Source organism: Streptomyces sp. NPDC015130 (genome assembly GCF_043080005.1).
Classification (GTDB): domain Bacteria; phylum Actinomycetota; class Actinomycetes; order Streptomycetales; family Streptomycetaceae; genus Streptomyces.
In genome coordinates this window covers 254,958-280,960 of sequence record NZ_JBIBVC010000004.1, presented here as the reverse complement: position 1 = coordinate 280,960, position 26,003 = coordinate 254,958, and the positions used below count along the sequence as shown (strand labels likewise).

The 26,003-nt window shown below is 72.5% G+C and carries 25 protein-coding genes and 1 pseudogene; 15 read left to right on the top strand and 11 right to left on the bottom strand.

The genetic code is table 11. The features are described from left to right. Positions 1–13: 13 nt before the first annotated feature. Both ACF08F_RS09900 and ACF08F_RS09895 read right to left on the bottom strand, forming a co-directional pair. Positions 14–1,108, bottom strand: coding sequence for a sugar ABC transporter permease (locus ACF08F_RS09900; RefSeq protein WP_392298011.1), 1,095 nt, complete (start codon positions 1,106–1,108; stop codon positions 14–16). Further along, positions 1,105–2,316 (bottom strand): MFS transporter, encoded by a 1,212-nt coding sequence (locus ACF08F_RS09895; protein ID WP_392298258.1) that lies wholly within the window; start codon positions 2,314–2,316, stop codon positions 1,105–1,107. The genes ACF08F_RS09900 and ACF08F_RS09895 overlap by 4 nt, the downstream gene beginning before the upstream one ends. A gap of 324 nt (positions 2,317–2,640) precedes the next feature. Here ACF08F_RS09895 and ACF08F_RS09890 point away from each other — a divergent pair, with 324 nt between their 5' ends. The 5 genes and pseudogenes from ACF08F_RS09890 (at position 2,641) to ACF08F_RS09870 (ending at position 7,684) form a co-directional block, all read left to right on the top strand. Next, complete coding sequence (locus tag ACF08F_RS09890; RefSeq protein ID WP_392298010.1) at positions 2,641–3,387, top strand: hypothetical protein; 747 nt, start codon at positions 2,641–2,643, stop codon at positions 3,385–3,387. A gap of 149 nt (positions 3,388–3,536) precedes the next feature. After that, positions 3,537–4,235 (top strand): sigma-70 family RNA polymerase sigma factor, encoded by a 699-nt coding sequence (locus ACF08F_RS09885; protein WP_392298009.1) that lies wholly within the window; start codon positions 3,537–3,539, stop codon positions 4,233–4,235. Between the two features lie 603 nt (positions 4,236–4,838). Continuing rightward, positions 4,839–5,039 (top strand): annotated as a pseudogene (locus ACF08F_RS09880) (hypothetical protein); the annotation flags it as partial. A 306-nt stretch (positions 5,040–5,345) separates the two neighbouring features. Further along, positions 5,346–6,668: a hemolysin family protein gene (locus tag ACF08F_RS09875; RefSeq protein ID WP_392298008.1), complete on the top strand. Its 1,323-nt coding sequence runs from the start codon at positions 5,346–5,348 to the stop codon at positions 6,666–6,668. Beyond that, positions 6,665–7,684 carry a hemolysin family protein gene (locus ACF08F_RS09870; RefSeq protein WP_392298007.1) on the top strand — a complete coding sequence of 340 codons (1,020 nt, stop codon included), beginning with the start codon at positions 6,665–6,667 and terminating at the stop codon, positions 7,682–7,684. Before ACF08F_RS09875 ends, ACF08F_RS09870 begins: the two co-directional genes overlap by 4 nt. A gap of 12 nt (positions 7,685–7,696) precedes the next feature. On the opposite strand, the gene ACF08F_RS09865 is transcribed toward ACF08F_RS09870, so the two are convergent. The 5 genes from ACF08F_RS09865 to ACF08F_RS09845 form a co-directional block, all read right to left on the bottom strand. Beyond that, positions 7,697–9,202, bottom strand: a complete 1,506-nt coding sequence (locus ACF08F_RS09865) for a SulP family inorganic anion transporter (RefSeq protein WP_392298006.1) — start codon at positions 9,200–9,202, stop codon at positions 7,697–7,699. 14 nt (positions 9,203–9,216) lie between these two features. Further along, the gene (locus ACF08F_RS09860) at positions 9,217–9,375 is read right to left on the bottom strand and encodes a hypothetical protein (protein ID WP_392298005.1); all 159 of its coding nucleotides are present in this window, start codon (positions 9,373–9,375) and stop codon (positions 9,217–9,219) included. 69 nt (positions 9,376–9,444) lie between these two features. Continuing rightward, positions 9,445–9,831 carry a hypothetical protein gene (locus ACF08F_RS09855; protein ID WP_392298004.1) on the bottom strand — a complete coding sequence of 129 codons (387 nt, stop codon included), beginning with the start codon at positions 9,829–9,831 and terminating at the stop codon, positions 9,445–9,447. Positions 9,832–10,109: 278 nt separating this feature from the next. After that, a complete protein-coding gene (locus tag ACF08F_RS09850) occupies positions 10,110–11,495 on the bottom strand; it encodes a DUF5685 family protein (RefSeq protein WP_392298003.1) in 1,386 nt (461 codons plus the stop codon). 146 nt (positions 11,496–11,641) lie between these two features. Next, on the bottom strand, positions 11,642–13,153 hold the full coding sequence (locus tag ACF08F_RS09845; protein WP_392298002.1) for a DHA2 family efflux MFS transporter permease subunit: 1,512 nt from the start codon (positions 13,151–13,153) through the stop codon (positions 11,642–11,644). 224 nt (positions 13,154–13,377) lie between these two features. Here ACF08F_RS09845 and ACF08F_RS09840 point away from each other — a divergent pair, with 224 nt between their 5' ends. After that, positions 13,378–14,304 (top strand): serine hydrolase, encoded by a 927-nt coding sequence (locus tag ACF08F_RS09840; RefSeq protein WP_392298001.1) that lies wholly within the window; start codon positions 13,378–13,380, stop codon positions 14,302–14,304. Between the two features lie 120 nt (positions 14,305–14,424). On the opposite strand, the gene ACF08F_RS09835 is transcribed toward ACF08F_RS09840, so the two are convergent. Next, on the bottom strand, positions 14,425–15,342 hold the full coding sequence (locus ACF08F_RS09835; protein WP_392298000.1) for a glutaminyl-peptide cyclotransferase: 918 nt from the start codon (positions 15,340–15,342) through the stop codon (positions 14,425–14,427). Between the two features lie 240 nt (positions 15,343–15,582). On the opposite strand from ACF08F_RS09835, the gene ACF08F_RS09830 reads away from it, so the two are divergent. After that, positions 15,583–16,476 carry an alpha/beta fold hydrolase gene (locus ACF08F_RS09830; protein WP_392297999.1) on the top strand — a complete coding sequence of 298 codons (894 nt, stop codon included), beginning with the start codon at positions 15,583–15,585 and terminating at the stop codon, positions 16,474–16,476. On the opposite strand, the gene ACF08F_RS09825 is transcribed toward ACF08F_RS09830, so the two are convergent. Continuing rightward, positions 16,458–17,078, bottom strand: a complete 621-nt coding sequence (locus ACF08F_RS09825) for a hypothetical protein (RefSeq protein WP_392297998.1) — start codon at positions 17,076–17,078, stop codon at positions 16,458–16,460. The two genes, ACF08F_RS09830 and ACF08F_RS09825, sit on opposite strands and share 19 nt — an antisense overlap. A 465-nt stretch (positions 17,079–17,543) precedes the next feature. On the opposite strand from ACF08F_RS09825, the gene ACF08F_RS09820 reads away from it, so the two are divergent. The 6 genes from ACF08F_RS09820 to ACF08F_RS09795 all read left to right on the top strand — a co-directional run bounded on the left by ACF08F_RS09820 (position 17,544) and on the right by ACF08F_RS09795 (position 23,685). Then, complete coding sequence (locus ACF08F_RS09820) at positions 17,544–18,143, top strand: flavoprotein (protein ID WP_392297997.1); 600 nt, start codon at positions 17,544–17,546, stop codon at positions 18,141–18,143. Positions 18,144–18,168: 25 nt separating this feature from the next. Next, positions 18,169–18,900, top strand: a complete 732-nt coding sequence (locus ACF08F_RS09815; protein WP_392297996.1) for a hypothetical protein — start codon at positions 18,169–18,171, stop codon at positions 18,898–18,900. Positions 18,901–18,907: 7 nt separating this feature from the next. Continuing rightward, positions 18,908–20,530: a radical SAM protein gene (locus ACF08F_RS09810; RefSeq protein WP_392297995.1), complete on the top strand. Its 1,623-nt coding sequence runs from the start codon at positions 18,908–18,910 to the stop codon at positions 20,528–20,530. Then, positions 20,527–21,660 (top strand): hypothetical protein, encoded by a 1,134-nt coding sequence (locus ACF08F_RS09805; RefSeq protein ID WP_392297994.1) that lies wholly within the window; start codon positions 20,527–20,529, stop codon positions 21,658–21,660. Before ACF08F_RS09810 ends, ACF08F_RS09805 begins: the two co-directional genes overlap by 4 nt. Further along, positions 21,635–22,240, top strand: coding sequence for a hypothetical protein (locus ACF08F_RS09800; protein WP_392297993.1), 606 nt, complete (start codon positions 21,635–21,637; stop codon positions 22,238–22,240). The genes ACF08F_RS09805 and ACF08F_RS09800 overlap by 26 nt, the downstream gene beginning before the upstream one ends. A 104-nt stretch (positions 22,241–22,344) precedes the next feature. Further along, on the top strand, positions 22,345–23,685 hold the full coding sequence (locus ACF08F_RS09795) for a hypothetical protein (RefSeq protein WP_392297992.1): 1,341 nt from the start codon (positions 22,345–22,347) through the stop codon (positions 23,683–23,685). Positions 23,686–23,715: 30 nt separating this feature from the next. Here the strand turns inward: ACF08F_RS09795 and ACF08F_RS09790 are convergent, their stop codons facing one another. Further along, a complete protein-coding gene (locus ACF08F_RS09790; RefSeq protein ID WP_392297991.1) occupies positions 23,716–24,126 on the bottom strand; it encodes a GNAT family N-acetyltransferase in 411 nt (136 codons plus the stop codon). Between the two features lie 150 nt (positions 24,127–24,276). On the opposite strand from ACF08F_RS09790, the gene ACF08F_RS09785 reads away from it, so the two are divergent. Beyond that, a complete protein-coding gene (locus ACF08F_RS09785) occupies positions 24,277–24,510 on the top strand; it encodes a hypothetical protein (protein WP_392297990.1) in 234 nt (77 codons plus the stop codon). A gap of 40 nt (positions 24,511–24,550) precedes the next feature. On the opposite strand, the gene ACF08F_RS09780 is transcribed toward ACF08F_RS09785, so the two are convergent. Continuing rightward, positions 24,551–24,871, bottom strand: a complete 321-nt coding sequence (locus ACF08F_RS09780) for a hypothetical protein (RefSeq protein WP_392297989.1) — start codon at positions 24,869–24,871, stop codon at positions 24,551–24,553. 207 nt (positions 24,872–25,078) lie between these two features. On the opposite strand from ACF08F_RS09780, the gene ACF08F_RS09775 reads away from it, so the two are divergent. Next, positions 25,079–25,921: a helix-turn-helix transcriptional regulator gene (locus tag ACF08F_RS09775; RefSeq protein WP_392297988.1), complete on the top strand. Its 843-nt coding sequence runs from the start codon at positions 25,079–25,081 to the stop codon at positions 25,919–25,921. The last annotated feature ends 82 nt before the right edge of the window (positions 25,922–26,003 follow it).

Genomic DNA, 26,003 nt, shown 5'->3' with positions numbered 1-26,003 from the left:
GCGGGACCGGCGGTCACACCCGTGTGAGGTCGGCCCGGCCGACGGACGCGGCCAGGCCGAGGGCCAGGAAGAAGTCCCCCCAGACGAGTTCGTGACGGACGGCGGTCCCGCCCTTCGCCTCGTAGCAGCCGTCCAGGAGCATGCCGGCCGGGCGGGAGCCGCCCGGCCGGCTGAGGTGGACGTCCACGAGCTGGCGCAGGACGGCCTCGGCCCGTTCCGCGCACGGCGTCGCCCACGCGACTCCGGGGAGGCGGGCGAGCTTCAGCAGCGCGACCGCGGCGACGGCTGCGGCGGAGGTGTCCGGAGGGGCTGCGGGTTCATGGGCTTCGGCGGGCGGGACGAGCGGACCGTCGAGGAAATCCGCCTGCTCAAGCAGGTGTTCGGCCGCCCCGGCCAGCCGGTCCGTACGCCAGGACGGGCTGTCCGCCAGGAGCAGACCGTCCGCGACCGCCAGGAGCAGCCACGCCTCACCCCGGGTCCAGCCCGGCGCGGGATCGGGATCGGCCGCCCAGCCGCCGCGCGTCTCGTCCCGCCGCCACGCCGGCCGGGGCCGCCCGCCGCCCTCTCCCGACAGGCAGAGGTCGAGGTGACGGTGCAGGTGTGCGGCGGCGGCCGTCCGCCCCTCCGGCCCGGCGTGCGCCAGAAGAGAGACAAGGCCGGGGACGCCGTCGGCGCGGGCCCGCAGCCGTGGGCCGCCGAGCGCCGCGCCCCACGGGACCAGGCCGAGGACCGGGTCCCACGCGGCCAGTGCGGTCCTCGCCGCGCGCTCGCGAAGGGCCGCCGCCGCATCGTCCTCGACCGCCAGGACCGTCCCGTACCAGAGGATGAGGCCACGGGTGGCGGTGTCGGCCTCGGCCCAGGCGGCGAGCCGGGCGGTGGCGGCGGACGCCGCCGCCAGGTCCTCGGCCCTCTTCGTGTGCCGGGCGCGCAGCCAGAGCAACCCGGCCCAGAAGCCTCCGGCCCACGACCCCCGCCCGGTGGTCGTCCAGCGCCCTCCGGCCGGTTCCGCGTACAGCGGGAAGCGGGACCCCACCTGCCCGGCGCTCTCCTCGACCCGTCTGAGCAGGAGCTCCAGCGCCTCCCCGGCCCAGCCCTTCACCGCAGTCACGCCGCACCCCGTGCCGTGCGTCGGTCCCTGACCGCCCAGAGGAGGGCGACCGCCCCTGCCACGGCGAACTCCCCTGCCACCAGGGCCCATCCGGCACCGTACCGACCGCGCTCCGCGAGCAGTCCGAAGAGCGGTGGCCCCAGGGCGAAACCGGCGAAGAAGCCGGCCGCGACCAGCGCCGAGTCCTGCCCGGCCCTCCCCGGAGCCGAGCGTTGCATGACGAGGACGATCGACACGGCGTTGCCGGAGACGGCGAACACGCCCACCGCCACGGCCGCCACCCACACGAGCGGCTCGACCTGGACGGCGGCCGCGAGCAGTACGGCCGCGCCGACGGCGGCGACAGCGAGCAGGCCGGGGAGCCAGGGGGCCCGCCCGGGCGTTGCCGCGCGGGACCAGCCGACCCGGCCGGCGATCCCGGCGACGCCGAGGACCGCGACGAGCGCCCCCGCCGCCGTCGACCCCATGCCGAGCCGCTGGGCCCCGAACAGCGCGAGATACGTGTTGACGCAGGCGATGCCCGCGCCGAGGAAGAGCGAGAAGCCGGCCAGCCACGGCACAGGGCTGACGGACGCGGCCGACGTAGGGGGCGCGACGCCGGTCTTCGGCGGCGGGTTACCGGTCCTCGCCTGCGGGTTGCCGGTCTTCGGCGGCGGGATACCGGTCCTCGGTTGCGGAATGCCGGGCTGCGGCGGCTTGTCGGCCGGCAGTGCCCGCCAGGCCCACAGGGCGGCGGCGAGGGAGGCCCCCGCGGCCACCCACACCGCGCCCCGCCAACCGACGAGGCCGGCCACCGCCGCGAGCGGCAACCCGGCCGCGAAGGCGCCGAGTTGGACGCCGGACTGCTTGGCACCCGTGACAGCGCCCCGCCGCGCGACCGGGACGGCCGCCATGATCGTCTTGTTCGTCGCCGGGTTCGCGAGCGCCTGCGGGAGACCGCCCAACGCGACCGCCACGAGGAGGAGAGCCGGCCCCGGGGCCGCGCCGATCAGCCCGAGCGCCGCCGCCGAGACGACGAGCAGGACGACGAGAGCGCGCCGGGGTCCGATCCGGTCCACGGCCCGGCCGCCGAGGGGCGAGAGCAGGGCGGCGGTGCCGAACCCGACCGTGGTCGTCAGGCCGAGCAGCGTCTCCGAGAGGCCGAGACCGTCGACGAGGCGCGGTCCGAGCGCCCCGAGCAGGAAGAGCTGCATCATCGAGAAGGCCATGGCCGTCGTCAGGAGCGCGGTCAGCCCGCGTGGTGTGACGTCCTCGGCTCTCGTGGCCGACGTCTCCTCCGGACGCACGGACTTCACGTGGTCTCCCTCCCCCGCGACGGTCGGTCCTTCCGTCGTCGACGTCGAGAAGTCGTCGCGAGCGGGCCGGAAGTTCCCGGGGCGCACTTGTGGGGCGCGCCACAGTCGCGTACTCATGGGACGACAGGCCGAGGGGGCGGCTGTGACGGCCGTACCCACCCTCATGCCTGCGGGAAGGGGTGCAAGGATGGGCGCGCCATGACACCAGGCCGATGTTCGCGAGGAGTGCGGGCCGCGATGTTCGCGGCCGTCTGCGTGCTGCTCGCGTCCACCGGCCACGTCCTGATGTCGGGTCAGGACCTGCCCGCGCCCGCGCTCGGTCTCGCCTTCGCCGGCACGGTCACCGTCGCCTGGATCCAGGCGGGCCGCGAGCGCGGCCTCTTGGCGGTGACGACGGCGAGCGTGGCCGTCCAGAGCGTGCTGCACGCCGTGTTCTCCGCGTACCAGCAGGACGTCGCCGGGCCGATGCCCGGCAGGCCGGTGGAGACGGGCCGTCCCGACATGGCCCACACCGACATCGCCCACACCGACATGGCTCACACAGCCATGGGACACGGGCCCATGGCTCACGCGTCCACGGCACACGGCCCCCTGGATCACGCGTCCATGGCACACGGGGCCATGGGGCACATGTCCATGGGCCACACGTCCATGGGGCAGGCCGCTGTCGACCACTCAGTCGTCGCGCACGACATGACAGACATGTCCTCGTCCTTCGGCATGCTCTCCGCGCACCTTCTCGCCGCCCTCCTGAGCGGTCTGTGGATGGCGTACGGCGAGCGCGCCGTCTTCCGTCTCGTACGCACGCGGCCCCTGGGACTCTTCCGGCCCCTGCGCCTCCTGCTCGCCGCCGTCGTCCCCGTACCGTCGCGGCCTCCCCGGCTCCGGCCGCTCCGCGCCGGTGACGAGCGCGCTCCCCAGCGGCTCCTGCTCGCCCACTCCGTCGTCTCCCGAGGTCCACCGAGGGTGGTCGCTGTCGCCTGACAGCCGGATCCCCGAGTCCGACGGCACGCACGCCGCGACGCCGTCGCCCGGGCATCGGCCATGCCGCAACGGCAGGCCTGACCCCTCACCGGCGCTGCCGCGTTCCCGCGCGCCGCCGGATTCCCCTTGCCTCGTAAGGACGTGTGGCGATGACCGCTGCCCATGACACCTTTTCCCAGGAACCCGCCGGACGGTCCCGCTCGGCGCACGCGCCGGACGCCGACACCGACGCGGCGACCACCCGGCTCGCCCTGGCCGCCCGGGACGGCGACCCCGCAAAGGCCGATCTGTTCGTCCGCGCCCTGCACCGTGACGTGTGGCGGTACGTGGCGTACCTGAGCGCCGACCGCCAGGCGGCCGACGACCTCACCCAGGAGGTCTTCCTCCGGGCGATCGCCGCGCTGCCCCGCTTCCAGGGGCGCTCCTCGGCCCGCACCTGGCTCCTCTCGATCGCCCGGCGGACCGTGGTCGACAGCCTGCGGCACGCCGCCGCGCGACCCCGGCTGTCCGACCGCGACGACTGGCAGGCGGAGGCCGAGCACACCCAGCCGCTGGGCCTGCCCGGCTTCGAGGACGGGGTCGCGCTCGCCGAGTTGATGGACTCCATCCCCGCCGAGCGGCGCGACGCGTTCGTCCTGACCCAACTCCTGGGCCTTCCCTACGCCGAGGCCGCCGACGCCATAGGCTGTCCGGTCGGCACGGTCCGCTCGCGCGTCGCCCGTGCGCGGATGTCCTTGGTCTCCCTGTTGCGCGGCGACGAGGAACCCGCCCCCACGACCGACCGCGTCCCGCCCGGCAGCGCGGCACCCACGGGGAGGCGGATCACCAGGGCGCTCGCCCTCGCCTGACCCGCCGTACCCGGGCGGATGCGGGGGGTGGGATTCCTGTGCGCGGGTGATCCCGCCCCTCCCCGCCGGAACCCGGACGCCCGGGCGTCCGACTCCTCCAGAGGCGTGCCGGGTCCGAGCGGCGCGGCAGTCGTGCTCTGGAGGAGCGGCCGGTGGACACCACCCGAGAATCCTCGTCGCGTTCGCGGCGACCACGTAAGGAAGCGGCTCCCGCCAGGTACCGGCCGGCCGCCCTCCTGTGGGGGTACCTGGCCCTGCTGGTGCTGGTCTTCGTGGGGTCGTACGCACTCGGGGCCGCGGTCGGACCCATGGGTCCGGACACCCGCCCGTCGCCCACGGACGGCCCCCGCGTCACGGAGCACGGGCACGGGCACGGGCACGAGGGAGGGCACCGGTGACGGCCGAACCCGCGATGTCCGTGTCGAGTCGGGCCGGGTCCCCGCGGGCCAGGTCCTGACGGGCCTCGGCACCACGGACCTCGGCACCACGGACCGGGCCGTCGGAGGCATGACGTGCGTCGCGTGCGTCAACCGGTTCCTGATCACCGCCCTGTTGGCGGTTCCGGTCCCGGTCCTGTCCCTGGTGCCCGCGCTCCACTTCCGCGTGGCCACGATCCGCGCCGACCTCGCCCGGGCCTTCGGCATCAACCTGGTCACCGTGCCCCCGGCGATGGCCGGTCTGCTCAACCCGATGGTGGCCGCCGTCGCCATGTCGGCGAGCTCGCTGCTGGCGGTCGGCAACAGTCTGCGCCTGCGCGCGTGGCACCCCTCCCGCACGGCCCCGCCTCGGCCCCGGAGGGGGTGACACCTGCCCTCGGGGCACGACGCCTCGGGCGAACGTGCGGCCCGAGGGCGCGTCTGAGCCCTCTCCGTCGCTGCCGCGGGTCCTACGGTTGCCCCTCGGCTCTCGATGTCACTTTGCGTTTCCTTTACAGTGATGTAGAAGCAGCCTGCGGTCTCGGTGAGTACCGATTCCGCCGACGACGAGAAGGAGCGAGCGGCCCGCGACGGGTGGGCCTGCCCGCTCCGGCCTTGATCACCGCACCACAAGGAGCACCCGCTTGTCCGCCAGACCGACGCACCCCTCCGAACCGACGGGGTGCGGTAGCCGATGAACGCCGTACTCGGCCTGCTGGCCGTCCTCGTACTGACCGCCGGCACCGGCTACTTCGTGGCCCAGGAGTTCTCCTACGTCGCGGCCGACCGCCTCGCCCTGGCCCGCGAGGCCGAGGCCGGTGACAAGCGGGCGGCCCGCGCACTGAAGGTCCTCGAACGCCTCTCCTTCATGCTGTCCGGCGCCCAGCTCGGCATCACCGTCACCGGCCTCGTCGTCGGCTTCCTCGCCGAGCCGTCCGTCTCCGCGCTCCTCAAGCCCGCCCTGGACGGGACGGGCCTCTCGGACGGGGCGGTGTCCGCGGTCTCCGTCGTCCTCGCCTTCGTGATCGCCACCGTCCTCCAGATGGTCCTGGGCGAACTGGCGCCCAAGAACCTCGCGCTGGCCGTCCCCGAGCGGCTCGCCAAGTCCCTCGCCACCTCCACCCTCGCCTATCTGAAGATCGTCGGACCGGTCGTCCGCGTCTTCGACGGCGCCGCGAACAGGCTGCTGCGGAAGGCCGGCATCGAGCCCGTCGAGGAACTGCACCACGGCGCCACCCTGGAGGAGCTCAGCCACCTCATCGGCGAGTCCCACGAACAGGGGCAGCTCCCCGCCGACACCGCCGAGCTCCTCGACCACGCGCTGGAGTTCTCCGAGCGGACCCTGGACGAGGTCATGGTGCCGCGCGCAGACGCCGTCTTCGTCCGCAGGGACGCGACCCTCACCGAGGCCGTCGAGCTGATCGCCCGGCACGGCCACTCCAACTACCCCGTCCTCGGCGACCACCCCGACGACGTCGCCGGCGTCCTCGGCGTACGTGACCTCGCCCGGCTACCCGCCGACCGCTTCGACACCCTCACCGCGGGGGAGGCCGACCGGGCGCCGCTGCTGCTGCCCGACACGCTGCCGCTCCCGCAGGCGGTGGCGCGGATGCGGGAGGCGGACGACGAGTTCGCCGTCGTCCTGGACGAGCACGGCGGCGTCGCCGGCGTCATCACGTACGAGGACATCGCGGAGGAACTGGTCGGCGACATCGCCGACGAGAGCGACACGGTCGTCGCGCTCGCCGTCCCGGACGGCGACGGCTGGCGCGTCGACGCGGGCCGCCGCCTCGACGAGATCGAGGACGCCACCGGCATCGCCCTCCCCGGGGACGACGACTACGACACCGTCGCCGGCCTGGTCATCGACCGGCTCGGCCGCTTCCCGACCATCGGCGACGGACTCACCGTCGACGACGTACGCATCGACGTCCTCAGCCTCGACCGCCACGTCCCCGGACGCGTCCGCCTCGAACGCCTCCCGTCCACCGCCACGGCCGAGGAGGCCCAGGCATGAGCTTCCCCATGGCCGTCTTCGTCACCGTCCTGCTGCTCATCGGCAGCGGCTTCTTCGTCGCCGCCGAGTTCGCGCTCGTCGCCGCCAAGCGTCACCGCATCGAGAAGGCGGTCGCCGACGGACAGCGCGGCGCGAAGGCCGCACTCGCCGGCATGCGCGAGCTGTCGCTGATGCTCGCCGGCGCGCAGCTCGGCATCACCCTGTGCACCCTCGGTCTCGGCGCCATCTCCAAGCCGGCCATCTCCCACGAACTCGACCCGCTGCTCGTCAGGCTCGGGCTGCCGGAAGCACTCGGCTACGGCATCGCGTTCGCCGTCGCCATGACGGTCGTGGTCTTCCTCCACATGGTCCTCGGCGAGATGGCTCCCAAGTCCTGGGCGATCGCCCACCCCGAGCGCTCCGCCATGCTCCTCACCCCGCCCTTCCGGGCCGTGGTCAAGGCCGTACGCCCGCTGATCCAGCTCCTCAACAAGGTCAGCAACGCGCTCGTCCGCATGTGCCGCGTCCAGCCGCGCGACGAACTCGCCGCCGTCCACAACCGCGAGCAGCTCACCCATCTCGTCGAGGAGTCCGCGCGCCTCGGCCTCATCAACAGGACCGACTCCCAGCTGATCACCCGCTCGCTCACCGAGCCTCAGACCCCCGTCGCCGAACTCCAGACCCCCGTGGCCGACTTCGTCGCCGTCCCCGCCGATGCCGGCCTCGACGCACTCCTCGCCCAGGTGTCCGAAGCCGACCGCTCCCGCCTCCTCGTCCGTGACGGCGACGTCGTCCTCGGCTCGGTCCACGCCCGCGACGCCCTCGTCGCCCGTACCCGAGGCCGGGCCCTGACCGCACGCGAACTCGCCCGCCCCGTGCCCGAACTGGCCGCCACGGAGACGGTCTCCGGCGCGATCGAGCAGCTGCGCAGGCGCCGCGCCTCCCTCGCCCTCGTACGCGACGAGGCAGGCGAACTCACCGGTCTGGTCAGTCTGGACGACCTCCTGGTCCGGATCATGGGGCCGCAGACGGCCTGAGACCCGGACACTTCACAGCGCTTTCCGCCCCCTCTCGGCGGCCAGGACCGATCGGCGGTGGGGAGGGGTGTCGGAGCGGACGACCACGCTCTCGGAGCCACTGTGCCGTTCGGCCCACGACTCCAGCGCGGCCCGGCAGGCGTGGTCGAGATGGTGGATCCCGGAGAGGTCCAGAACCACCCGGCGGTCGCCGGGCAGGGCCTCCAGGCTGTCGAGTATCTGGGGCAGCCTGAGGAAGGTGACCGTGCCCTGCACGCGTACACGGATCGTGTCGTGCCCGTCCTCGCTCTGCTCGATCCGCAGGTGCGAGGCGTCCCAGGCGGCCTTCGCCACCGACAGTACGACGCCGATCAGGACGCCCTCGAACATACCGACGGCGACGATGGCCGTCGCCGTGGCGACGAGGACGAGGGCTTCGCCCCGGTCGTGGTTCCAGAGCCTGCGGACGCCGGCGAACGGGATGAGTTTCCAGCCGGCGTGGACGAGGATGCCCGCCAGGGCTGCCAGCGGGATGTACGCGAGGACCGCGGGCAGCAGAGCCACGAAGAGCAGCAGCCAGACGCCGTGCAGGACCCGGGACGCCTTCGTCCGGGCGCCCGCCTCGACGTTGGCCGAGCTGCGCACGATGACCGCGGTGAGCGGCAGGGCACCGAGCAGGCCGCAGAGGGTGTTGCCCGCGCCCTGGGCCATGAGTTCCTTGTCGTAGTCGGTACGTGGTCCCGGATGGAGGCGGTCGACCGCCGCCGCGCTGAACAGCGACTCGGCGGAGGCGATGAGGGCGAACGCGAGAACCGTCCCGAGGAGGGCCGGGTCGGCGAGGGACGCGAGGGCATCGGCCCCCGGCAGCTGGACGGCCTCCAGCACGCCGCTGACCCGCACGGTCTCCACCGGAAGGTCGAGGAGGGCAGTCGCGAGAGCGGCCAGCAGGACGGCCACCAGGGCACCGGGCACGGCCCGGGCTCGGCCCGGCATCCGCTTCCAGCCGACGACGACGAGGACGGTACCGGCTCCCACGGCGAGCGCGGCGAGGGCCGTACGGCTGCCCAGGGCCTCGATCAGCGCGCCCGGCAGGGTGGTGAGCTTGTCGATGCCCGAGTGCGGGGCGGTGAGGCCCGTCGCGGCGTAGATCTGGCCCGCGACGATGACCAGGCCGATGCCCGCCAGCATCCCTTCGACGACGGAGAGGGAGATCGCGCGGAACCAGCGGCCCCAGCGCAGGAGGCCCATGCCGATCTGCAGCACGCCTGCCGCGAGCACGATGACGCCGAGCGCGGGGAGCCCGAAGGCCCGGACCGCTTCGAGGACGAGCACGGTCAGGCCGGCGGCGGGACCGGAGACCTGGAGACTGCTGCCGCGCATCAGGCCGGTGACGATGCCTCCGACGATGCCGGTGATGAGGCCGAGTTCGGCGGGGACTCCCGAGGCGACGGCGACGCCGAGGCAGAGCGGGAGGGCGACGAGGAAGACGACGAGCGAGGCGGCGGCGTCCTGCCGCAGGTGAGGGAAGGACCGGGGCATGCGGACGTCGCTCCTCACAGCGCCTCGAAGGAACGGGCACCCGAGCCCCCGTCATGGGGACGGCCGGGCCGGGCATGGGCGGAGCGGGCGGGCAGGACCGGGGCAGAGACGTGGGGGGCCGGCTCCTCAGGGCCGTGTCCGAAGCCGTGGTCGCTGGTGACGAAGGACAGCATGAAGGTTTCCTCCTGGCGCGTCGTGGGGGCGCGTCGGGCTGACAGGTCGATGTGGTCGGTACCGAACCGTCAGCAGAGGAAGACCTGGAGCAAGGGGGCGTGGTGAGCGGCGAGGGGTCTCGCCCGGGTGTCCGGCCCGCCGGCGGAGCGGCCTGCCGACGGGCCGCCGCAGGGGTCGGTGCGCATGACGAAGGACGGCGGGCCGAGCGGCCTCGCGGACGTGCTGACGGCCCGCCGCCGGTCGTACTGGAGGGCGGAGCCCCGGCGGACGTCCGCCCGATCGCCCTCGGCGTGGACGGATTCGTACGCGGCGACCGCCACCACGTCCCGGGCACCGGACTCCTGGAACAGGGAGACGGCCCCGGCCGGCATCGGCAGCAACCAGGCGGTCCAGGCGAGGGTGAGGACGAGCAGGAGGGGCACACGCAGGGTCGATCCCGTTCGGACGGACGGCATCACGAGGCCACCTCCCTCCGTCACCTCATCATCGGAATTCGCCAAAGCAAGCCCAAGGGCGAGTCAATGAAGAGTAATGCGCCCACGTGAACGGGCCTCGACAAAACCCTTGCCGTACGAAGGTTTTCGAATGGAATCAGCCTGATGTTGACGCGAACGGCCGCCTCGGAACCGACCCGCCGAGGATCCTCACCGTCAACCCGGGACCACGCGAGCCCCTGGCACCCCTACCCGGCTCTCCCTCCGGGGCCCGCGTGGTTCGTCCGCCGATCAGTCGATCAGTCGCAGCAGTCACAGCAGCACTTGCAGGGGTTGCAGCAGCCCCCGCCGCAGCCGTCACCCGAGCCGCCGCCGGAGCCGCCGGAGCCGTGGCCTCCGCCTGAACCGCCGGAGGAGCCTCCCGAGTTTCCGCCGCCGGGCCCGCCGGACCAGCCGTCGCCACCGGAGCCGTCCCTGCCGGAACCGCCGCTTCCCGACCCCTCCCGGTTCGAGCCGCCGCCCTGGCGGTTGCCGTCGCCGAACTGCCAGGACTCCCCGTCACCCGAATCCACGTCGTCGTCGCAGCGGCAGCAGTTGTAGCAGAGCCTGCAATCGGGACAGATTCGGCGCCACTCGTGACACCGCGGGCACTCACCCTCCGGCCGTCGGCCCGATGCCGTCGGCGCGCCCTCCGGGGCCGCGAGCGCTCCGACTCCGCACGTCTCGCCCGTCCCCGTCTGCGGCAGGGGATCCCCCGTGGCCGTACGGCGCCCCAGCCACGGCAGGATGCGCAGCCCCTTCGCCTGGTTGCTGTGCTGATGGTGGCGGTGCCGGGGGTCGAAGACCCGATCGACGGCGCGCTCCAACTCGCCGCCGAGAAGGACCTGGACCAGTCGCCCGTCGACGAACACGGCGTCGGACAGGGACAGCCGGATTCCGTGGACGGCGTCGTCGCAGAGCCTGCGCACCTCGGCGCGGTCCGCGCCGGTCACGGCGATCGGGTTCCACGCACCCGACGCCTCGTCCGCGTCCAGGTCCTCCACGGCGTCCAGCAGATGGGCCAGCCGGCCGAAGAGACGGCCGGCTTCCGCCAGCGGTTCCGCGTTGTCGGGGCGGTTCGTGAGTACGGCGGTGTACGCGAAGGCGGCGGCGGTCGCCGTTTCCGTGGGCTCCGTGACCGTCAGCAGCGAGCCGCCCAGGCCGGTCGACCGCTCGATCTCCGGCTGACGCTCGACAGCCTCGATCAGCACCGAGGTGTCGAAGCCGAGCCGGTCGCCGCCCGCCGCACCCGCGCGATCCCAGCCACGGGCGACCCGGCGTGCGGCCATCGCCACCGGGCGGCGCGCCAGCAGGCCGTCGCCGTCGGCGACGTGGTCACGTATCTTCGCGGCGGCGAGCACCAGCGACACCGTCGCCGCCAACCGCGCGCCCTCGCCCTGTGCCACGTCCGCCGACCGCATCCCGCGCAGCGGGCACGGACCGGCCCCTCGCCGCCAGTCGCCCGTACGCTCCGACTGCGCTTCGGTCAGCACCGAGACGATCAGGCCGTCGTAGTTGGTGGCCACCCTCGCGAACTGCCCGTACTCGCCGCGCAACGCCAGGCACAGCCCGCACAGGTGCGCCATCCACTCCGTACGCAGGCCCTCGCCCAACCGATGGCGGCACGGCCTGATGATTCCGAACATCGAAAAACTCCCCCGTCAGGTGTTCTACCGGGACGCATCCTAAAGGGGGCCTCCCCCGGAGCGTCCGCGGAGGCAGCGGACGCTCCGGGGCGACTAGAGCGTGCGTGCCAGGCGCCGTCGGGCAGGCGCTACTTTCGCAACCCGCCCTAGAGCGTGCGGGCGGTCTTGTCCGTCGGGGTGCCGTCCTCGTCCTGGATCTCCGGCGCGACGGGCTCCTGCGGCACGGGCGGGGTGCGGACCAGCAGTGCGACCAGCACCGTCAGTCCGCCGAGCACGGCGCCGACACCGAATCCCCACTGGATGCCGGTGGCCAGGGCGTCCGTGGGGTCGGCGCCGTCGGCCGCCGCCGTGGCGGTGCGCCCCGACATCACGCTGATGACCAGCGCGGTGCCTGCGGCGGCCGCGACCTGCTGCAGCGAGCCCAGAATCGCGGAGCCGTGGGGGTAGAGGGGCGGCGGGAGCACGGACAGGCCGGAGGTGAAGACGGGGGTGAAGACGAACGCCATGCCCGCGCTCAGTGCCACATGGACGACGAGCACCAGCCACGGCGAGGTCTGTGCGTCCATGAAGGCGAACAGTGCGAGGCAGAGCGCCGTGAGCGCGGCTCCGGGCACGACCAGCCGTGGTGCGCCGAGCCGGTCGTAGAGCTTTCCGACCTGGGGACCGAGCAGGCCCATGGTCAGGCCGCCGGGGATGAGCAGGAGCCCGGTCTGCAGCGAGGACAGGCCGCACACCTCCTGCAGGTAGATCGGCAGCAGGATGAACGCGCCCATGAGCGCCATGAACGACAGGCACATCAGGCCGAGCGCCACGGAGAAGTGGCGAAAGGCCAGTGCTCGCAGGTCCAGCAGCGGTGTGGAGGAGCGCTGCAGTGCCAGCTGCCGCCAGGTGAACAGGCCCACGAACACGGCACCGGCCAGGGTCGTGACCTCCGGAGGTACGACCGCCGGGGCTTCGTCCCCGGCGCCGAGGCCGCTCAGGCCGTAGACCAGGGCGCCGAAGCCCGCGGCCGCCAGGGGGACGGACAGCCAGTCGATCGGGCCGGCCTGCGGCTCGCCGACGTTGACCAGCTTGCGCCGGCCGAAGACCGCCATGGCCGCGGCGATGGGCAGGACCGCCAGGAACAGCAGGCGCCATGTGCCCAGCTGGAGCAGCACACCGGACACGGCGGGGCCGAGGGCGGGTGCGACCGAGATGACGAGGGTGATGTTGCCCATCACACGGCCCCGGTCCTGCGGGGGGACGAGCGTCATCAGCGTCGTCATGAGCAGCGGCATCATGACGGCGGTGCCGACGGCCTGGACGACGCGGGCGACCAGGAGGACGGAGAAGGCGGGCGCCGCCGCGGCCAGGGCCGTACCGGCGATGAACAGCGCCATGGCCAGGCCGAAGGCGGTCCGGGTCGTGACGCGCTGGAGGAACCATCCGGTCACCGGGATGACGACGGCCATGGTGAGCATGAAGGCCGTGGACAGCCAGCCCGCTGCCGCCGCGGTGACCTCGAACTCGCGCATGAGGCGCGGGATCGCGTTGACCATGATCGTCTCGTTGAGCAGCACGACGAACGTGGACAGCACGAGGATCCTGAGCACGGCGGTGACGCGGCCGGGCGAGAGGGTGGGTGTTGCGTGTGGTGCGAGCATGGCGCCTTCCGTCATGTGAGTCTCCTCCGCGTGTGGCCGGTCACACCGGTAGACCGTGGCGCCGGGAGGAACTCATCGGTACCGACCGATCCTGTCGGCGCCGCCGCCCGCACTCAAATCGTTTTTTCCGGGACGCCCGATCTCACGGTTCCGCCGATTCGTGCAACCATCCGCTTGCTCCAGCAGTCCCATAGGACGAGCACGCCGTATGCGTGTTCGTTTCTCCAGGGGGGATCCACATGACTCACCACATACTCCGGCGTGCCCGCGTGCTTCCCGCCGTGGTCGCGGCCGGGGTGCTCGTGCCCGTCGTCGCGAGCGCGACGCCCGCCTCCGCCGCCACCGCACCGCCGCGGGTCAGCTGCACGTCGGGCAAGGCGGGCCTCGCCGCCAAGCTGCAGAGGGACATCACCGCCGCCCTCTCCACGCGCGCCGGCACCGTCGCAGTCGGCGTGCGCGACCGCACCACGAACACCACCTGCACCCTGCGCCCCACGGTCTCGTACGACTCGGCCAGCATCGTGAAGGTGACCGTCCTCGCCACGCTCCTGTGGGACGCCAAGAAGTCGAACCGGTACCTGACCACCCGCGAGACCGACCTCGCCACCGCCATGATCACCAAGTCCGACAACGCTGCCACCAGCTCCCTGTGGAACCAGCTCGGCGTCGCCAAGGTGAAGGGCTTCCTCGCGGCCGCCGGCATGACGCGGACGGTGCCGGGGTCCGGCGGCTACTGGGGGCTCACCCGGATCAACGTCACGGACGAGCAGAAGCTGCTCTCGCTGATCACCGCCAGGAACAACGTCCTGACCGACAACGCCCGCTCGTACATCCTCAAGCTCATGGGCCGCGTCATCACCTCGCAGCGGTGGGGAACCCCGGCCGGCGCGCCCGCCTCCGTGTCCAAGCACGTCAAGAACGGCTGGCTGCAGCGCTCCACCCGCGGCTGGCGCGTGCACAGCATCGGCGCCTTCAAGGGCGCCGGCCACGACTACACCATCACCGTGCTCACCGACAACAACAGCAGCATGACCTACGGCGTGAACACCATCCAGGCCGTGTCCAAGGTGATCCACCGGGACCTGACCCCGACCGCGCCCACCGCGACCCGCTACACGCCGACCGAGACGCCCACCGAGGCGCACATCGCGCTGCCCCGGCCCTGAGCCGCTTCAGGAGACGAAAGCGTTCCACCGCGTTGCCTGCCTCGCAGCGCTCACGGACGGGCCGGCGGTCTGCCGCCGGCCCCGTCCGCGTTTCCGCGTGTCCGCGTGTCCGCGGCGCGCTCATCGCGTGACGAAGACGACTTCGAACATGCGGGGCCAGAGTTTGCCGGTCAGCAGGAACCGGTCGGTTCCGGGGACGGCGGCGATGCCGTTGAGTTGTTTGGCTCCGCGGCGTTCGGAAGCGGTCAGGAGCCCGGCGGCGTCGATGTTCGCGGTGACGGCGCCGGTGTCCGGGTCGATGCGCAGGATCGTGTTCGTCGGGTAGACGTTGGCGTAGACGGAGCCGTCGGGTGTGCACTCCAGTTCGTTGAGCCGTGTCGCGGGCGAGCCGTCCTGGCGTACGTCGATGCCGCCCGTCGCCTCGAAGGTGTCGGGGTCGCGGAAGGTGAGGCGGTCGGTGCCGTCACTCATCACCAGCCGTTCCTGTCCGGCGTGGTGCTGGTGGCACAGGCCCCAGCCTTCGCCCTCGTACCCGACCCGACGGCGTTCCTCGAGGGTCGTGGGGTCGCGCTCGACGGCGACGCCGTTGCGCCAGGTCAGCTGCCACAGCTTGGAGCCGGTCAGCGTGATGCCCTCACCGAACAAGGGCGCCGGCAGTGCGACGTACCGAGCGGGGGGCCTGCCCGGCGGTCCGGCCCGCACGGAGGAGTGGCCGACCCGGCCGGTGCTCTCGTAGAGGGTGGCGCCGCGGAACTCCAGGCCCTGGGTGAAGGCCCGCGGATCGTGAGGGAGCGCCTTTCGGGTCTCTGCCCGCAACAGCCGGGGCCCGGGGGTGGGAGTGGCCGGCTGCGCCCGTGCGCCGGCCGGCATGCGGGCGTCGTGGGGAGGTCGTACCGCGGCATCGCGACGGGTGGCACCCTCCGGCCCGGGCGGGCCGGCCAGCAGCGCCCCGGCCACCGTCACCACGGCCACCAGGCCCAGGGCGTGGGTGCCCGGTCCGGCCCGCCGCCGACGGGTGGCGGGGGGCTCGGTCGTCATCCGGCCGGCCTCTGACGGTCGCGGGGGTGTCGTGGGGTTCCCGCGCGTGGCCCTGGACGCCGCGCGGGTCGCGGCAGGTGTCTTCCCTGGGGCACAGACATCTTCCGTTCTGGTGGCGTCGCACGATCGCGCCGTGCGTGCGGTGCTCGTAGCGTGAAGGAAACCACGGCCCGGACGCGGTTCGGTGGATGCCGAACGGCGCTCTCCGGCCGGGGACTCCCCCGGCCTAGGCTCTTTCTCATGGGACACCTCGTGCGTACCGATGACGGTCGGGTGCTGGTGGCTGAGGAGTGGGGCAGCCTTTCGGGGATTCCGGTGCTTCTCTTCCATGGGACGCCCGGCAGCCGACTCGGTACCTTGCTGCCGGGGACCGTGGCGGAGTACCCGGGCTTCCGGTTTCTCGCGTACGACCGTCCTGGTTACGGGGAGTCGGGGCGCTCCGCGGGGCGCACGGTCGCGGATGCGGCCCGGGACGCGGCGGCCGTCGCCGATGCCTTCGGCGTCGAGCGGTTCGCGGTGGTCGGCCGGTCAGGCGGGGGGCCGCACGCGCTCGCGTGCGCGGCGCTGCTGCCGGAGCGGGTCCGGGCGGCGGCCGTACTCGTCGGACTCGCCCCGCCGGACGCGGGCGGCCTGGACTGGTACGCGGGCATGACGCCGTTCAACGTGCGCGAGTACGGTCTGGCCCGCGCCCATCTGGACGGCCGGGACCCCGGTGGACTCGAGCGGGATCTGACCGACCGGGCCGTCGTCGTCCGGCGCGACCCGGTGCGCCTCCTCGACGACCTGCGTGCCGGTCTCTCCCCTCATGACCTGCCGGTCGTCGAGGATCCCCGGGTGCGTACCGTGCTGCTGCGCACCTACCGGGAGGCTCTGCGGGTCTCGCACCACGGCTGGCTCGACGACTGTCTGGCCTTCGTCCGGCCGTGGGGCTTCGACGTCTCCTCCGTCGTTCCGCCCGTGCTGCTGTGGCACGGCCTCGACGACGCCTTCTCGCCCGTGGACCACACCCGTTGGCTCGCCTGCCGGATCCCCGGCGCCGAGCCCGTCCTCGTACCGGACGCCGGTCACTTCGCCGCCCAGCTGGCACTGCCGGACGTGCTGCGCTGGCTGGAGCGTCAGGGTGCCGGGCGCTGATACGAGGTCGAGCGGGCGCCCTTCAGGGCGTCGAGGATCCGCTCGTGGCTGTCCCCGACGACATCGCCGACGCGGACTCTTATGTGGAGTGCCTCGACCTCGTCGACGAAACGCCGGGAGAAGGCACCGAGCATCGTCGTCTCGTAGGACCCGGTGCCCACCAGGGGAAAGTTCCCCATGGTGACCAGCTGGAAGTCTTCTCCGACGGTGAGCCCGGCCCCGGTCAGCACCTCCGCGACGCCCTCGACACCGGTCCACCGTGCGGAGTGCCGCGGGTCCTCGCCGCGCAGGACGACCCGGCACTCGTAGGCCTCGATCACCACGGTGTGGGAGCCTCCGTTGAGCAGCCCGACCTGCCACTCGGGTACGCCGCCCCGCAGGTGCCCGGTGGTCCAGTCGCCGCGCCAGCCCAGCGCGGGCCGTACCGTGCGGGCGTACTGGGCCCTGGCGAGGACCGCGCCGACCGCGACCGCGAGGAGGCTACCGAGGGGCTCCATGTCGAGCAGCTCCAGCCGCCACGGCCACGCGGCCCGCGCCGCCTCCGTCTGGTTGGCCCGGGCGACCTCCCAGCCGAGCACCGCCGTCAGCAGGACGAGCAGCACGATCGGCACCGTGAAGAGCAACGCACTACGCCGTACCCGCCGTTGGGCGTCCACCTCGATGGTCGACCTGCCCCTTCTGAACCTGCCCATGACTACCCCCCGGTTGTCGAACAGCGGCCCCCCGGCCGTCTCCACGGCCCGTCGGTCACGACCGGATCATCGTGCCCGAACGGGGGCACGGACGACTAGGGCGTGTTGCGCGTGATCCCGAAGGGCGATGCCGGCTTCCGGTGAAGCGGTGGGCGTCGGCCGAGGTCGCCGCCCTCCTGAGCTGGGCTGCCGTGTCCGGTCCCGGGTGTTCCGGCTGCCGTCGCCCACATGTCGGACCGCTGTTGGGATGGAGTGCCGGGAGTCGTGCGCCTGTTCCCCGGCGGGCCGGTCCGCTCCTGGTATCGATGAAGCCGACGGCGCTCCCACACCTGTCCCGCGGGGCGCCGAAGGAACCCTCCTCATCCGGAGACCAGGATGTTCGACGACACCGGATCGCCTTCCGCGTACGGACTCACCGAGGCGTTCGGCGAGACGGCCCGTCGTGAGGGGCTGACCCTCGTCATCGGTACGGGATCGGTCGCCGCGGTCAACGTCGGCGGCCTCCTGTACGAACTGCAGGCGGCGCTTCCGGGGCCCACGATCGTGGTCCTCACCGAGGCGGCACGGCGGTTCGTGACTCCGGCGGCGGTACGCCATCTCGGCCGCTGCCCGGTGCTGACGGACGAGACGGTCGGGCCCGGGCTCCGGCCCATGCACGTCTGGCTCACGGACGTCGCCCGGCGGCTGCTGGTCTATCCGGCCTCGGCCGGATTCCTCGGGCGGGTCGCCGGAGGGCTCGCCACCGACCTGGCCTCCACCACCTACCTGTGCGCGACGGGGCTGCCCACTCTCGTCGTGCCGTCGATGCACCCCCGCATGTGGAACGGCGACCTCGTCCGGCACAACGTCGGGCGCCTTCGGGCCGCCGGAGCCCAGGTGCTGCCTCCCCGGGACGGCGCGGCGCCGCCCGTGGCCGAGGTCGCCGCGGCCCTCGCGGCGCTGACCGCCGTACCCACGCAGACTCCTCCCTCATGAGTCCCCAGAGAACGGAGCACAGCAGATGTCCACGCAGAAGATCACGAACGTCCCTGTCGTCCAGATCGAGGTCCTCGTCCCCGTGGACGTGCCCGACGGGCAGCGCGCCCGCTTCGAGCAGTCCCTCGCCCGGTTCCTCTTCGGCAACGAACGCGTCAGGCCCGAACTGAGCGGCGTACTGGCGGAGCACGGCGTCGACTTCAACCACCTCGCCACGCTCGCCGCACGCGAGCCCCTCGGCATCTGCCCGTCCCCGGGCGCCGTGGAGTTCGTCCCGAGCGAGAAGCTCGCCGAGGTCTGCCGGCGGCACGACATCGACCTCACCTCCGGCGGCTGCGCCCTCATGACGTTCACGTACGGCGCCTACGACGGCGAGGACGGCAAGGAACGGCCCTCCGACGCGCTGGAGATCAACATCAAGCTCCCGGGAAGCAGCGCTCAGGACATCGCCGGGGCCGCCGAGCTGACCGAGGACGTGGCGACCGCCCTGTTCGGGGACTGCCGGCTCTCGGAACGGGCCCGCGCCTATCTGCGTACCCACGGCGTGGACCTGGAGGCGATCGCGGCGGACAACCGCGCCCTGTTCGGCGGCGACGACGTTCCTTTCACGTCACGGGTCAGCCCGGAGATCCACGACTACCTGAGGAACAGCGGGTTCGACGTCGACCGCTTCGGCCGCTTCGACGTCCGTCAGGTGGACGGTGCGGACGAGGACGCGCTGCTGCCGTCCTCCTGGTCCAAGACCACCTGCTGCTGACGCCGCGATGAAGTACAGCATCGCTCCCCTCCCCCGCTGGGAGGACCTGGACGGCGGCGAGCCGATCCGGGTCGCCCGGCACTACCGCATCCCGGTGGGGGACGACGAGCTCCTCCTGCTGCCGCACGGCCGACCGGGCTGGCTCCGGCTGCCGGCCGCCCTGTATCCCCTGCTGGACTCCCTGGACGGCACCAGCGTCGCCGCGTTCACCGCCTGGCCGGGGTTCCCCGACGCCGTCGGCACCCTGCGGGCCCTCTACGAAGCGGGCCTGGTCTTCGTCGGCGGACGCACCGGGGTCCGGGCCGTACCGGCACCGCGCGCCACCACTCCCGCCACCGCCACGGCTCCCGCCACCGCTCCCGACGGCGCCGTCGCCCCGGGCGGCGCACACGCCGAGGCCGTCGGCACCGAACCGCCCACCGCCCTGCTGCTGAAGCTCACCGGTGCCTGCGACATCGCTTGCGACTACTGCTACGACTACGACAGCGAACGCTGGCCCGGCCGCATGCCGGCCGAGGTGGCCCGTCGGCTCATCACCGAGTGCCTGGTACCCGGGCGCGCGCTGACGCTGATGTTCCACGGCGGTGAACCCCTGCTGCGGTTCGGCCAGATCCGCGAGCTCGTGGAGTTCGCCGAACTGCGCGCCGCCGAGGTGGGGGCGACCGTGCACTTCACCGTCCAGACCAACGGCCGGCACTTCACCGACGACGTCGTCGCGTTCCTGCGGCGGCACGCGTTCGCGGTCGGCGTCTCCCTCGACGGGCCGCAGGACATCAACGACCGGCACCGCGTCGACCACCGCGGTCGCGGGACGTTCGCGCGGATCGCCGAGAACTTCGACCGCTTCCCCGAGTTCATGCGCCACGAGGTCGGCTACATCAGCGTCGTGGGCACCGACACCACACCGGACGAACTCGACCGCGTCTGGCAGTTCTTCCGGAGCATGGGGGTGCACAGCTGGAAGATGCTGCCCGCCGACGCGGAAGGGCGCTCCGGCGACAAGCCCGAGACCCGTCAGTTCCGGCAGACGTTCGCCGACTTCCTCGGCACCCGACTCGGCCGGATCCTCGACGGCGACCTCGAACCCCCCTACCTCACCAACCTGGTCCAGCTGATCGAACCGTTCCTCACCGTCGAACGCCCCAACATGTGCATGAAGATGCCCTGCGGCGCCTCGGACGACCTGCTGGTCCTCGACGCCGTGGGCTCCGTCCGCGCCTGCGACTGCAGCTACCACCCGGCGTTCCAGCTGCTGCCCAGGGCCGCGGTGTCGCCCCCTCCCGGACGTACCGCCCTGCCCATCGCCGGAACGTCGCTGACCGTACGCAGCCGCAGCACCCCGTCGGCGGCCGCCCTGCGCGACCGGGAACGGTGGCTCCTCGACGACGCACCCTGCGCCTCCTGTCCCTGGCTGCACCAGTGCGCGGGCACCTGCCCGGCACGCGCCCTCATCAACAACGGCTCCCTGTACTCGGTCGACGAGCTCGAATGCACCACCCGCCTCGCTCTCTTCCCACGTGTACTTGAGGACGTGTCCCGTCCCGGTTCGGTCCTGCGCGCCTACTACGAGCGGGCGAAGTCCCGGGCGGCGGCCGGGGCAGCCGGCCTGTCCGCCGCGCCCCCGCGATGAGCATCCGCATCGCCGGCTCCGACTGGGACGTCGCCATGCTGCGGGCACTGGCCGCGCATCCACCGCCCCGGTACGGCGAAGGGGCCCGGCACCGGTACGCCGTACGGCTGCTCGCCGAGACGATCGGGGACGACGTCAAGCTCTTCCTCCGGTGCCACGGCGCGCGGTACGCGGCGCGGTGGCACCACCCCTCCGATCCGTTCATCGCCATGGTGGACCGGCTGGCCGGGTACTACCTGCATCTGCACGACATCCTGCGGCACGGACCGCGCGAGGTCCTCGCCGGATGGGACGAAGCCGTCGCGGAGGTGGGCGCGCACGCGCGCACGACCCGCCTTGTCGTGACCACCCAGCTCGGGCACGCGCTGATGGTGCCGCTGCTCGTGGAGGAGGCCACGGGACGGCCCGCCCTGCCGATCGTCCACGACCGCAACCCCCTCGTACGACAGATGTACGCGCAACGGCTGCACCGGGGAGAGCCCCTGCTGCTCACCCGCCTGGGGTCCGCCGACATCCGCCGCTGGCTCGGATCGGATGCCGTCATGGTCGCGAACCTGGACACCTGCTACCCGGGCACCCGCCACGTACGCACCCTGTCGGTGCTCGGCGGCCGGCTCGACGTACCGACCGGACTGCTCGCCCTGGCGGCCCGGCGGAACCTGGAGACGCGGGCCGTCGCGGCCCCGGAGATCCAGGGCCGCATCACCCCTCGCGTCGGCGACCGGCTGCCCGCCGACGTCGACGCTGCCCTCGACAGCTACGGCACGTGGCTGGACCGGTGCGTGAGCGCCGCCCCGGAGCAGTGGATGGCATGGGGCAGCCTCCACGGTCCGGACGACGGCGAACCGGACACCTCTGCCGTACCCGACCCGCCCTCCGAAGACTTCCGACCGATCGACAAGACATCAGGAGAACACCGTGGAGAACACTCTGGAGAACGCCTTGGACGGCACGCCGACGAAGGAGCCGTCCCCGGCGCCGGCACCGACGTCGGCGTCAGGTCCGGGAGCGGGGCCGGGGCCGGTGAGGGCGTGGAACGGGCAGCGGTCCGCGATGATGTCCCGCGCCGCGAACGTACGGCGCATCGACGCCCTGTTCCAGGCCATGGAGACGGACTTCCTGCTGCGTGAGCAGTTCGTCACCGGGCCGACCCGGATCCTGACGGAATACCTCGACGTCCCGCCCGTGTCGTCGCAGCAAGCCGTCTTCAGCGACCGGCTCGTGTACGCCGTCTTCGCCAACCCCAAGCTGCTGCAGTGGTTCCAGGACTACGTGCACGGCTACACCGACCGGGTGCCCACCGCCGCCGAGTTCCTCACCGACTTCTGCCGGGCGACGGTGAGCCACGACGGTCACGACGTCGTCGCCGCCCTGCTGGAGGCATCCGCTGCGGAGACCGGCATCCACGGTCTCACCGAGGACCTGCTGCACTACTTCGTCAACCTCCATGCCGCACACACGCTCTGCGGCCCCGGGAGCGGACAGCCGGCGGGCGCTCCCGGGGAGTCCCGGGAGGGCGTCGGGATCGAGCCGCGGGGCATCACGCCGCTGACCTCCATCACCTGGACCACGTGGATCCGGACCACACAGGTCGAGGAAGCCCACGCCATCGGCACGGACTTCGCGCCGCCGTACGCCACGGTGACCCTCGACGCGCTCGCCCGGTACGCGGTGGAGCTCCGGGCGCGGGGCGCGCTCGGGCTCGGATGACTCGGCCGGCACGGATGACCTGGACCACACGGGATCAGGCGACGCGGGCGGACGCGTCACGGGCGGACGCGTCAGGGTCAGGCTCGTCGTGGGACGCCGGTCCGGTGGTCGCCCGGGTCAGGGCGACCACCGCGTCCGGCGGTACGGAGAAGGCGGCGCGCGCTCTTCGCGCCGCCCTGCGGGCCGACCCTCAGGACCGGGATGGCCGCCGCGAGTTGGTGCTCCTCCTGGCGGCCTCGGGCCGGTGGGAGGAGGCACTGCCGTGGTGCGCCGAACCGGGTGCGGGCGAGGCCCCCGGCACCGGCGTGCGCACGGGCGAAGGCGCGGGTGCCGACGAAGAGGAGTGGCTGCCCGAAGCGATCACGGTGGCCCTGGAACGCCGCGACTTCCTCCTCGCCGAGGGCTGCGCGCTGCTCTTCGCCCGCCTGCGCTGGGGTTCCTCCGATCCGGCCGTACGATCGGCCGTACCGCTGAGCGTGCCCAAACTCCGCCACGACATCGACCAGATGCGGCACCTGCGGGAGCTGGGCGTACTGGGTGAGGAGTACGACCGAGTCGTCGAGGACTACCGGTCGGTGCACGACCGGCTGGCCGACGCCGGCCCCGGGACACGTGAGCCCCTCGACACCGACGCCAACCGGGGCATCGCGCCCACGTACAACCGTCTGCTGCACGTCCGGGACACCCCGCGCGTCGCACGTGCCCTGTCCGGCCGCTGGGATCCCGCCACGGTCGAGGAGGAGTACGTGACGAACGCACCCGGAGTGGTGACCGTGGACGACTTCCTCGGCGAGGAGGCGCTGGAGGAGCTGTACCGGTTCTGCCTGGAGTCGACGGTCTGGTTCGGCAACCGCTACGACCACGGCCGCCTGGGCTCGCTCATGCAGGACGGATTCGTGTGCCCCCTGCTGACCCAGATCGCCGAGGAGCTGCGGGCGGCCCTGCCACGGCTCATCGGCGACCGGTACCCGTTGCGCCAGATCTGGGGCTTCAAGTGCGGTCCCGACGTACCGGCGGACGTCACCACGCACGCGGACTTCGCCGCCGTCAACGTCAACTTCTGGATCACTCCGGACGCCGCGAACACCGACGAGCACTCGGGCGGTCTGGTGGTGCACGACGTGGACGCCCCGCTGTCCTGGGGCTTCGACAGCTACAACGGCCGCCAGGACCTGATCCGCCCCTTCCTCCGCAGCCGCGGGGCCCGCAGCATCACCATCCCCTACCGGCGGAACCGGGCGGTGATCTTCAACTCCGACCTCTTCCACGCCTCGGACGCGGTCCGCTTCCGCCCCGGCTACGAGAACCTCCGCATCAACGTGACCATGCTCTACGGCGACCGGGCGGAGGAACTCCACCACCCGAGGCTGTCAGGAGCCGGCACGTCGGGACTCAGACCGGCCTGGCGTTCGGCGGCCTTCGCCCGCACCCGGGCGAGGTCGTGACCGGGTGCGGCTTCGTCAGCGGGCCGGCTCCTACTGCGGCGGCGTCATGTCACGTAGGTCAGGGCGGTTCCTGGGCAGTCCGAAGCCCGCCATCTGCTTGTCCTCGTAGGAGAGGAAGCCCAGGCTGCGGTAGAACGCGTGGTTCCGCTTGCCCTCCGGTGACGACTCGTGGTCCGTGGAGAGGAGGAGGAAGCGGCAGTGCGAGTAGCGTCGCACGAGGTGTTCGACCAGGGCCCGGCCGACGCCCTGCCGGTGGTGCGCCGGGTTGACCACGACGTCCTGGACGTAGCAGATGTGCTCTTCGTCGGAGACGGTCCGGGCCAGTCCGAGGAGCGCTCCTGAACCGTCCCGTGCGGTGATGACGAGATGGGAGTTGGATCGCCCCAGCAGTTGATCAACGCGGTCGGCCCTTGCTCTGCGAGTGAGGATCTCGACCCTCACGTGACGTCAGGCCGCATGGTCGGTGCCGTGGAAGATCACTGGACCGTGGGACGCGGCTCATCGCCTGAAGCGCCCATACATGGAGACGTCCTGGGTACTCACGGCCATGCCCCGCAGCTCGGAGGTGCCGGCCACCGGTAGCCTGCGCGCGTGGCGGAGATCTGGAACGAACAACAGCTGGTCGCGAGCGATCGCCATCCTGGTCATGGAGGGGTCGACCCCCGATACGACGAGCTCACGGCACTGCTCGCGCCGCACCGGAAAGCACCGGCGCACGCGAAGTTGCTGGTTGCCGAGTGGCGCTACGGCGGCGGGGCCCGCTACCGGGCCGACGGCGTGGACTACTGGGTCCGATGGTGCGAACCGGAGCCGCTCATGCCGTGAGTTCGGGGGGCACGTGGGCAGGCCCACTCGCTCACGCCGTTCAGAGTCCCATGGCCTCCCTGGCCTTCTTGAGTACGGAGTCGAGCGCGTCCAGCCGTCCGTCGCGGCGCCTCGCGCGCGCCGCCCGGTCCTGCGGCACCAACAGTTCGGCGACCTGCGCGGCGTAGGCGTCCGGGTCGCCGAAGGCAGTACGCGGGTGCTCTCCCGTCTCCGCGCAGTGCGTCGTGACGTACTCGACCGCCTGGAGCACGACCGCCCGGTCCACGCCTGGCCGCATGGCCAGTCGCACCTGGAAACGCGCCATCCACCGCTCTCGGTCCTTCTCCTGCGCCGCTTCCGCCGTCTGGTCCCTCGTCGCCACGTGCCCTCCCGGGGTGATCGGCATCCGTCCGTCATGAAGCTTGACGTCGATCCGTCGTCATGGGTTGCGTGGACGGGATGCGTCCCGGCCGTGTCGCGGGTGCAGCGGCGCCGGGCGCGGGGGCGCGAAGACGGTCTGGGCCGATGGAGGGGCCCACGCGGAACTTTCGTACAAGACAGGGCCGTTGAAGTCGGCGACGGTAGAGGCATGCACGGACACGAAGCAGGAGTCACCCCCGCAGATCGCCATCCCGCAGATCGCCGGACCGAGCACGGCTGGGAGGTCGCCCGACCCTTCGGCGGCACGTCCCTCGACGGCGTCCGGATGGCCGGATTCCGTGACCGTGTCGACGCCGGGCTGGACATGCGGGTGGTCCCCCAGCCCGCTGTGGTCGTCGTCCTCGGGCTCGGGAGCAGCCCGGTCACAGTGGAGAGTGCCGAAGGGCGCCGCCCCATGAGGAGTCTCGTCGCCTCGTTGTCGCCGGGCCGGGCCCGCATCCGTGGCGAGCAGGTCGAGTGCGTCGAAGTGCTGTTGTCGCCTCGGGCCTCCTACGCGCTGCTGGGTGTCCCCCCGCACGAACTGGACGGGTCGATCACCGGACTCGAGGACGTGTGGGGCCGGGACGAGCGGCGCCTCCGCGAGCAGCTGTCCGAGGCCGGGACATGGCAGCGGCGCCTCGCGCTGACGGACGAGTTCCTGGTGAAACGGGCAGCGGGGGCGCCTTCGATGTCGCCCGAGGTCGCCGCCGCCTGGGACACCATCGTGGCCCGTCGCGGCCGGGTACGGGTCGACGACCTCGCGGCGTCCTTCGGATGGAGCCGCAAGCGGCTCCGGTCCAGGTTCACCGCCCAGATCGGCCTCACCCCCAAGCGGGCGGCCATGCTGGTCCGCTTCGACCACGCGGCCCGTGCCCTCCGCGCGGGCGAGAGCGCCGGCGACGTCGCCCTGGCCTGCGGGTACGCCGACCAGTCTCACCTCCATCGCGACGTACTGGCCCTTGCCGGGTGCACACCGGGCGCGCTGGCCGGCCAAGCCGCGTCCGCCGTCTGACCCGTACCCGTACCCGTACCGGCCCGGAATCGACCGGCGGTACACACGCACGCATCAATGCCCCACGCCGGTTCATGCACTC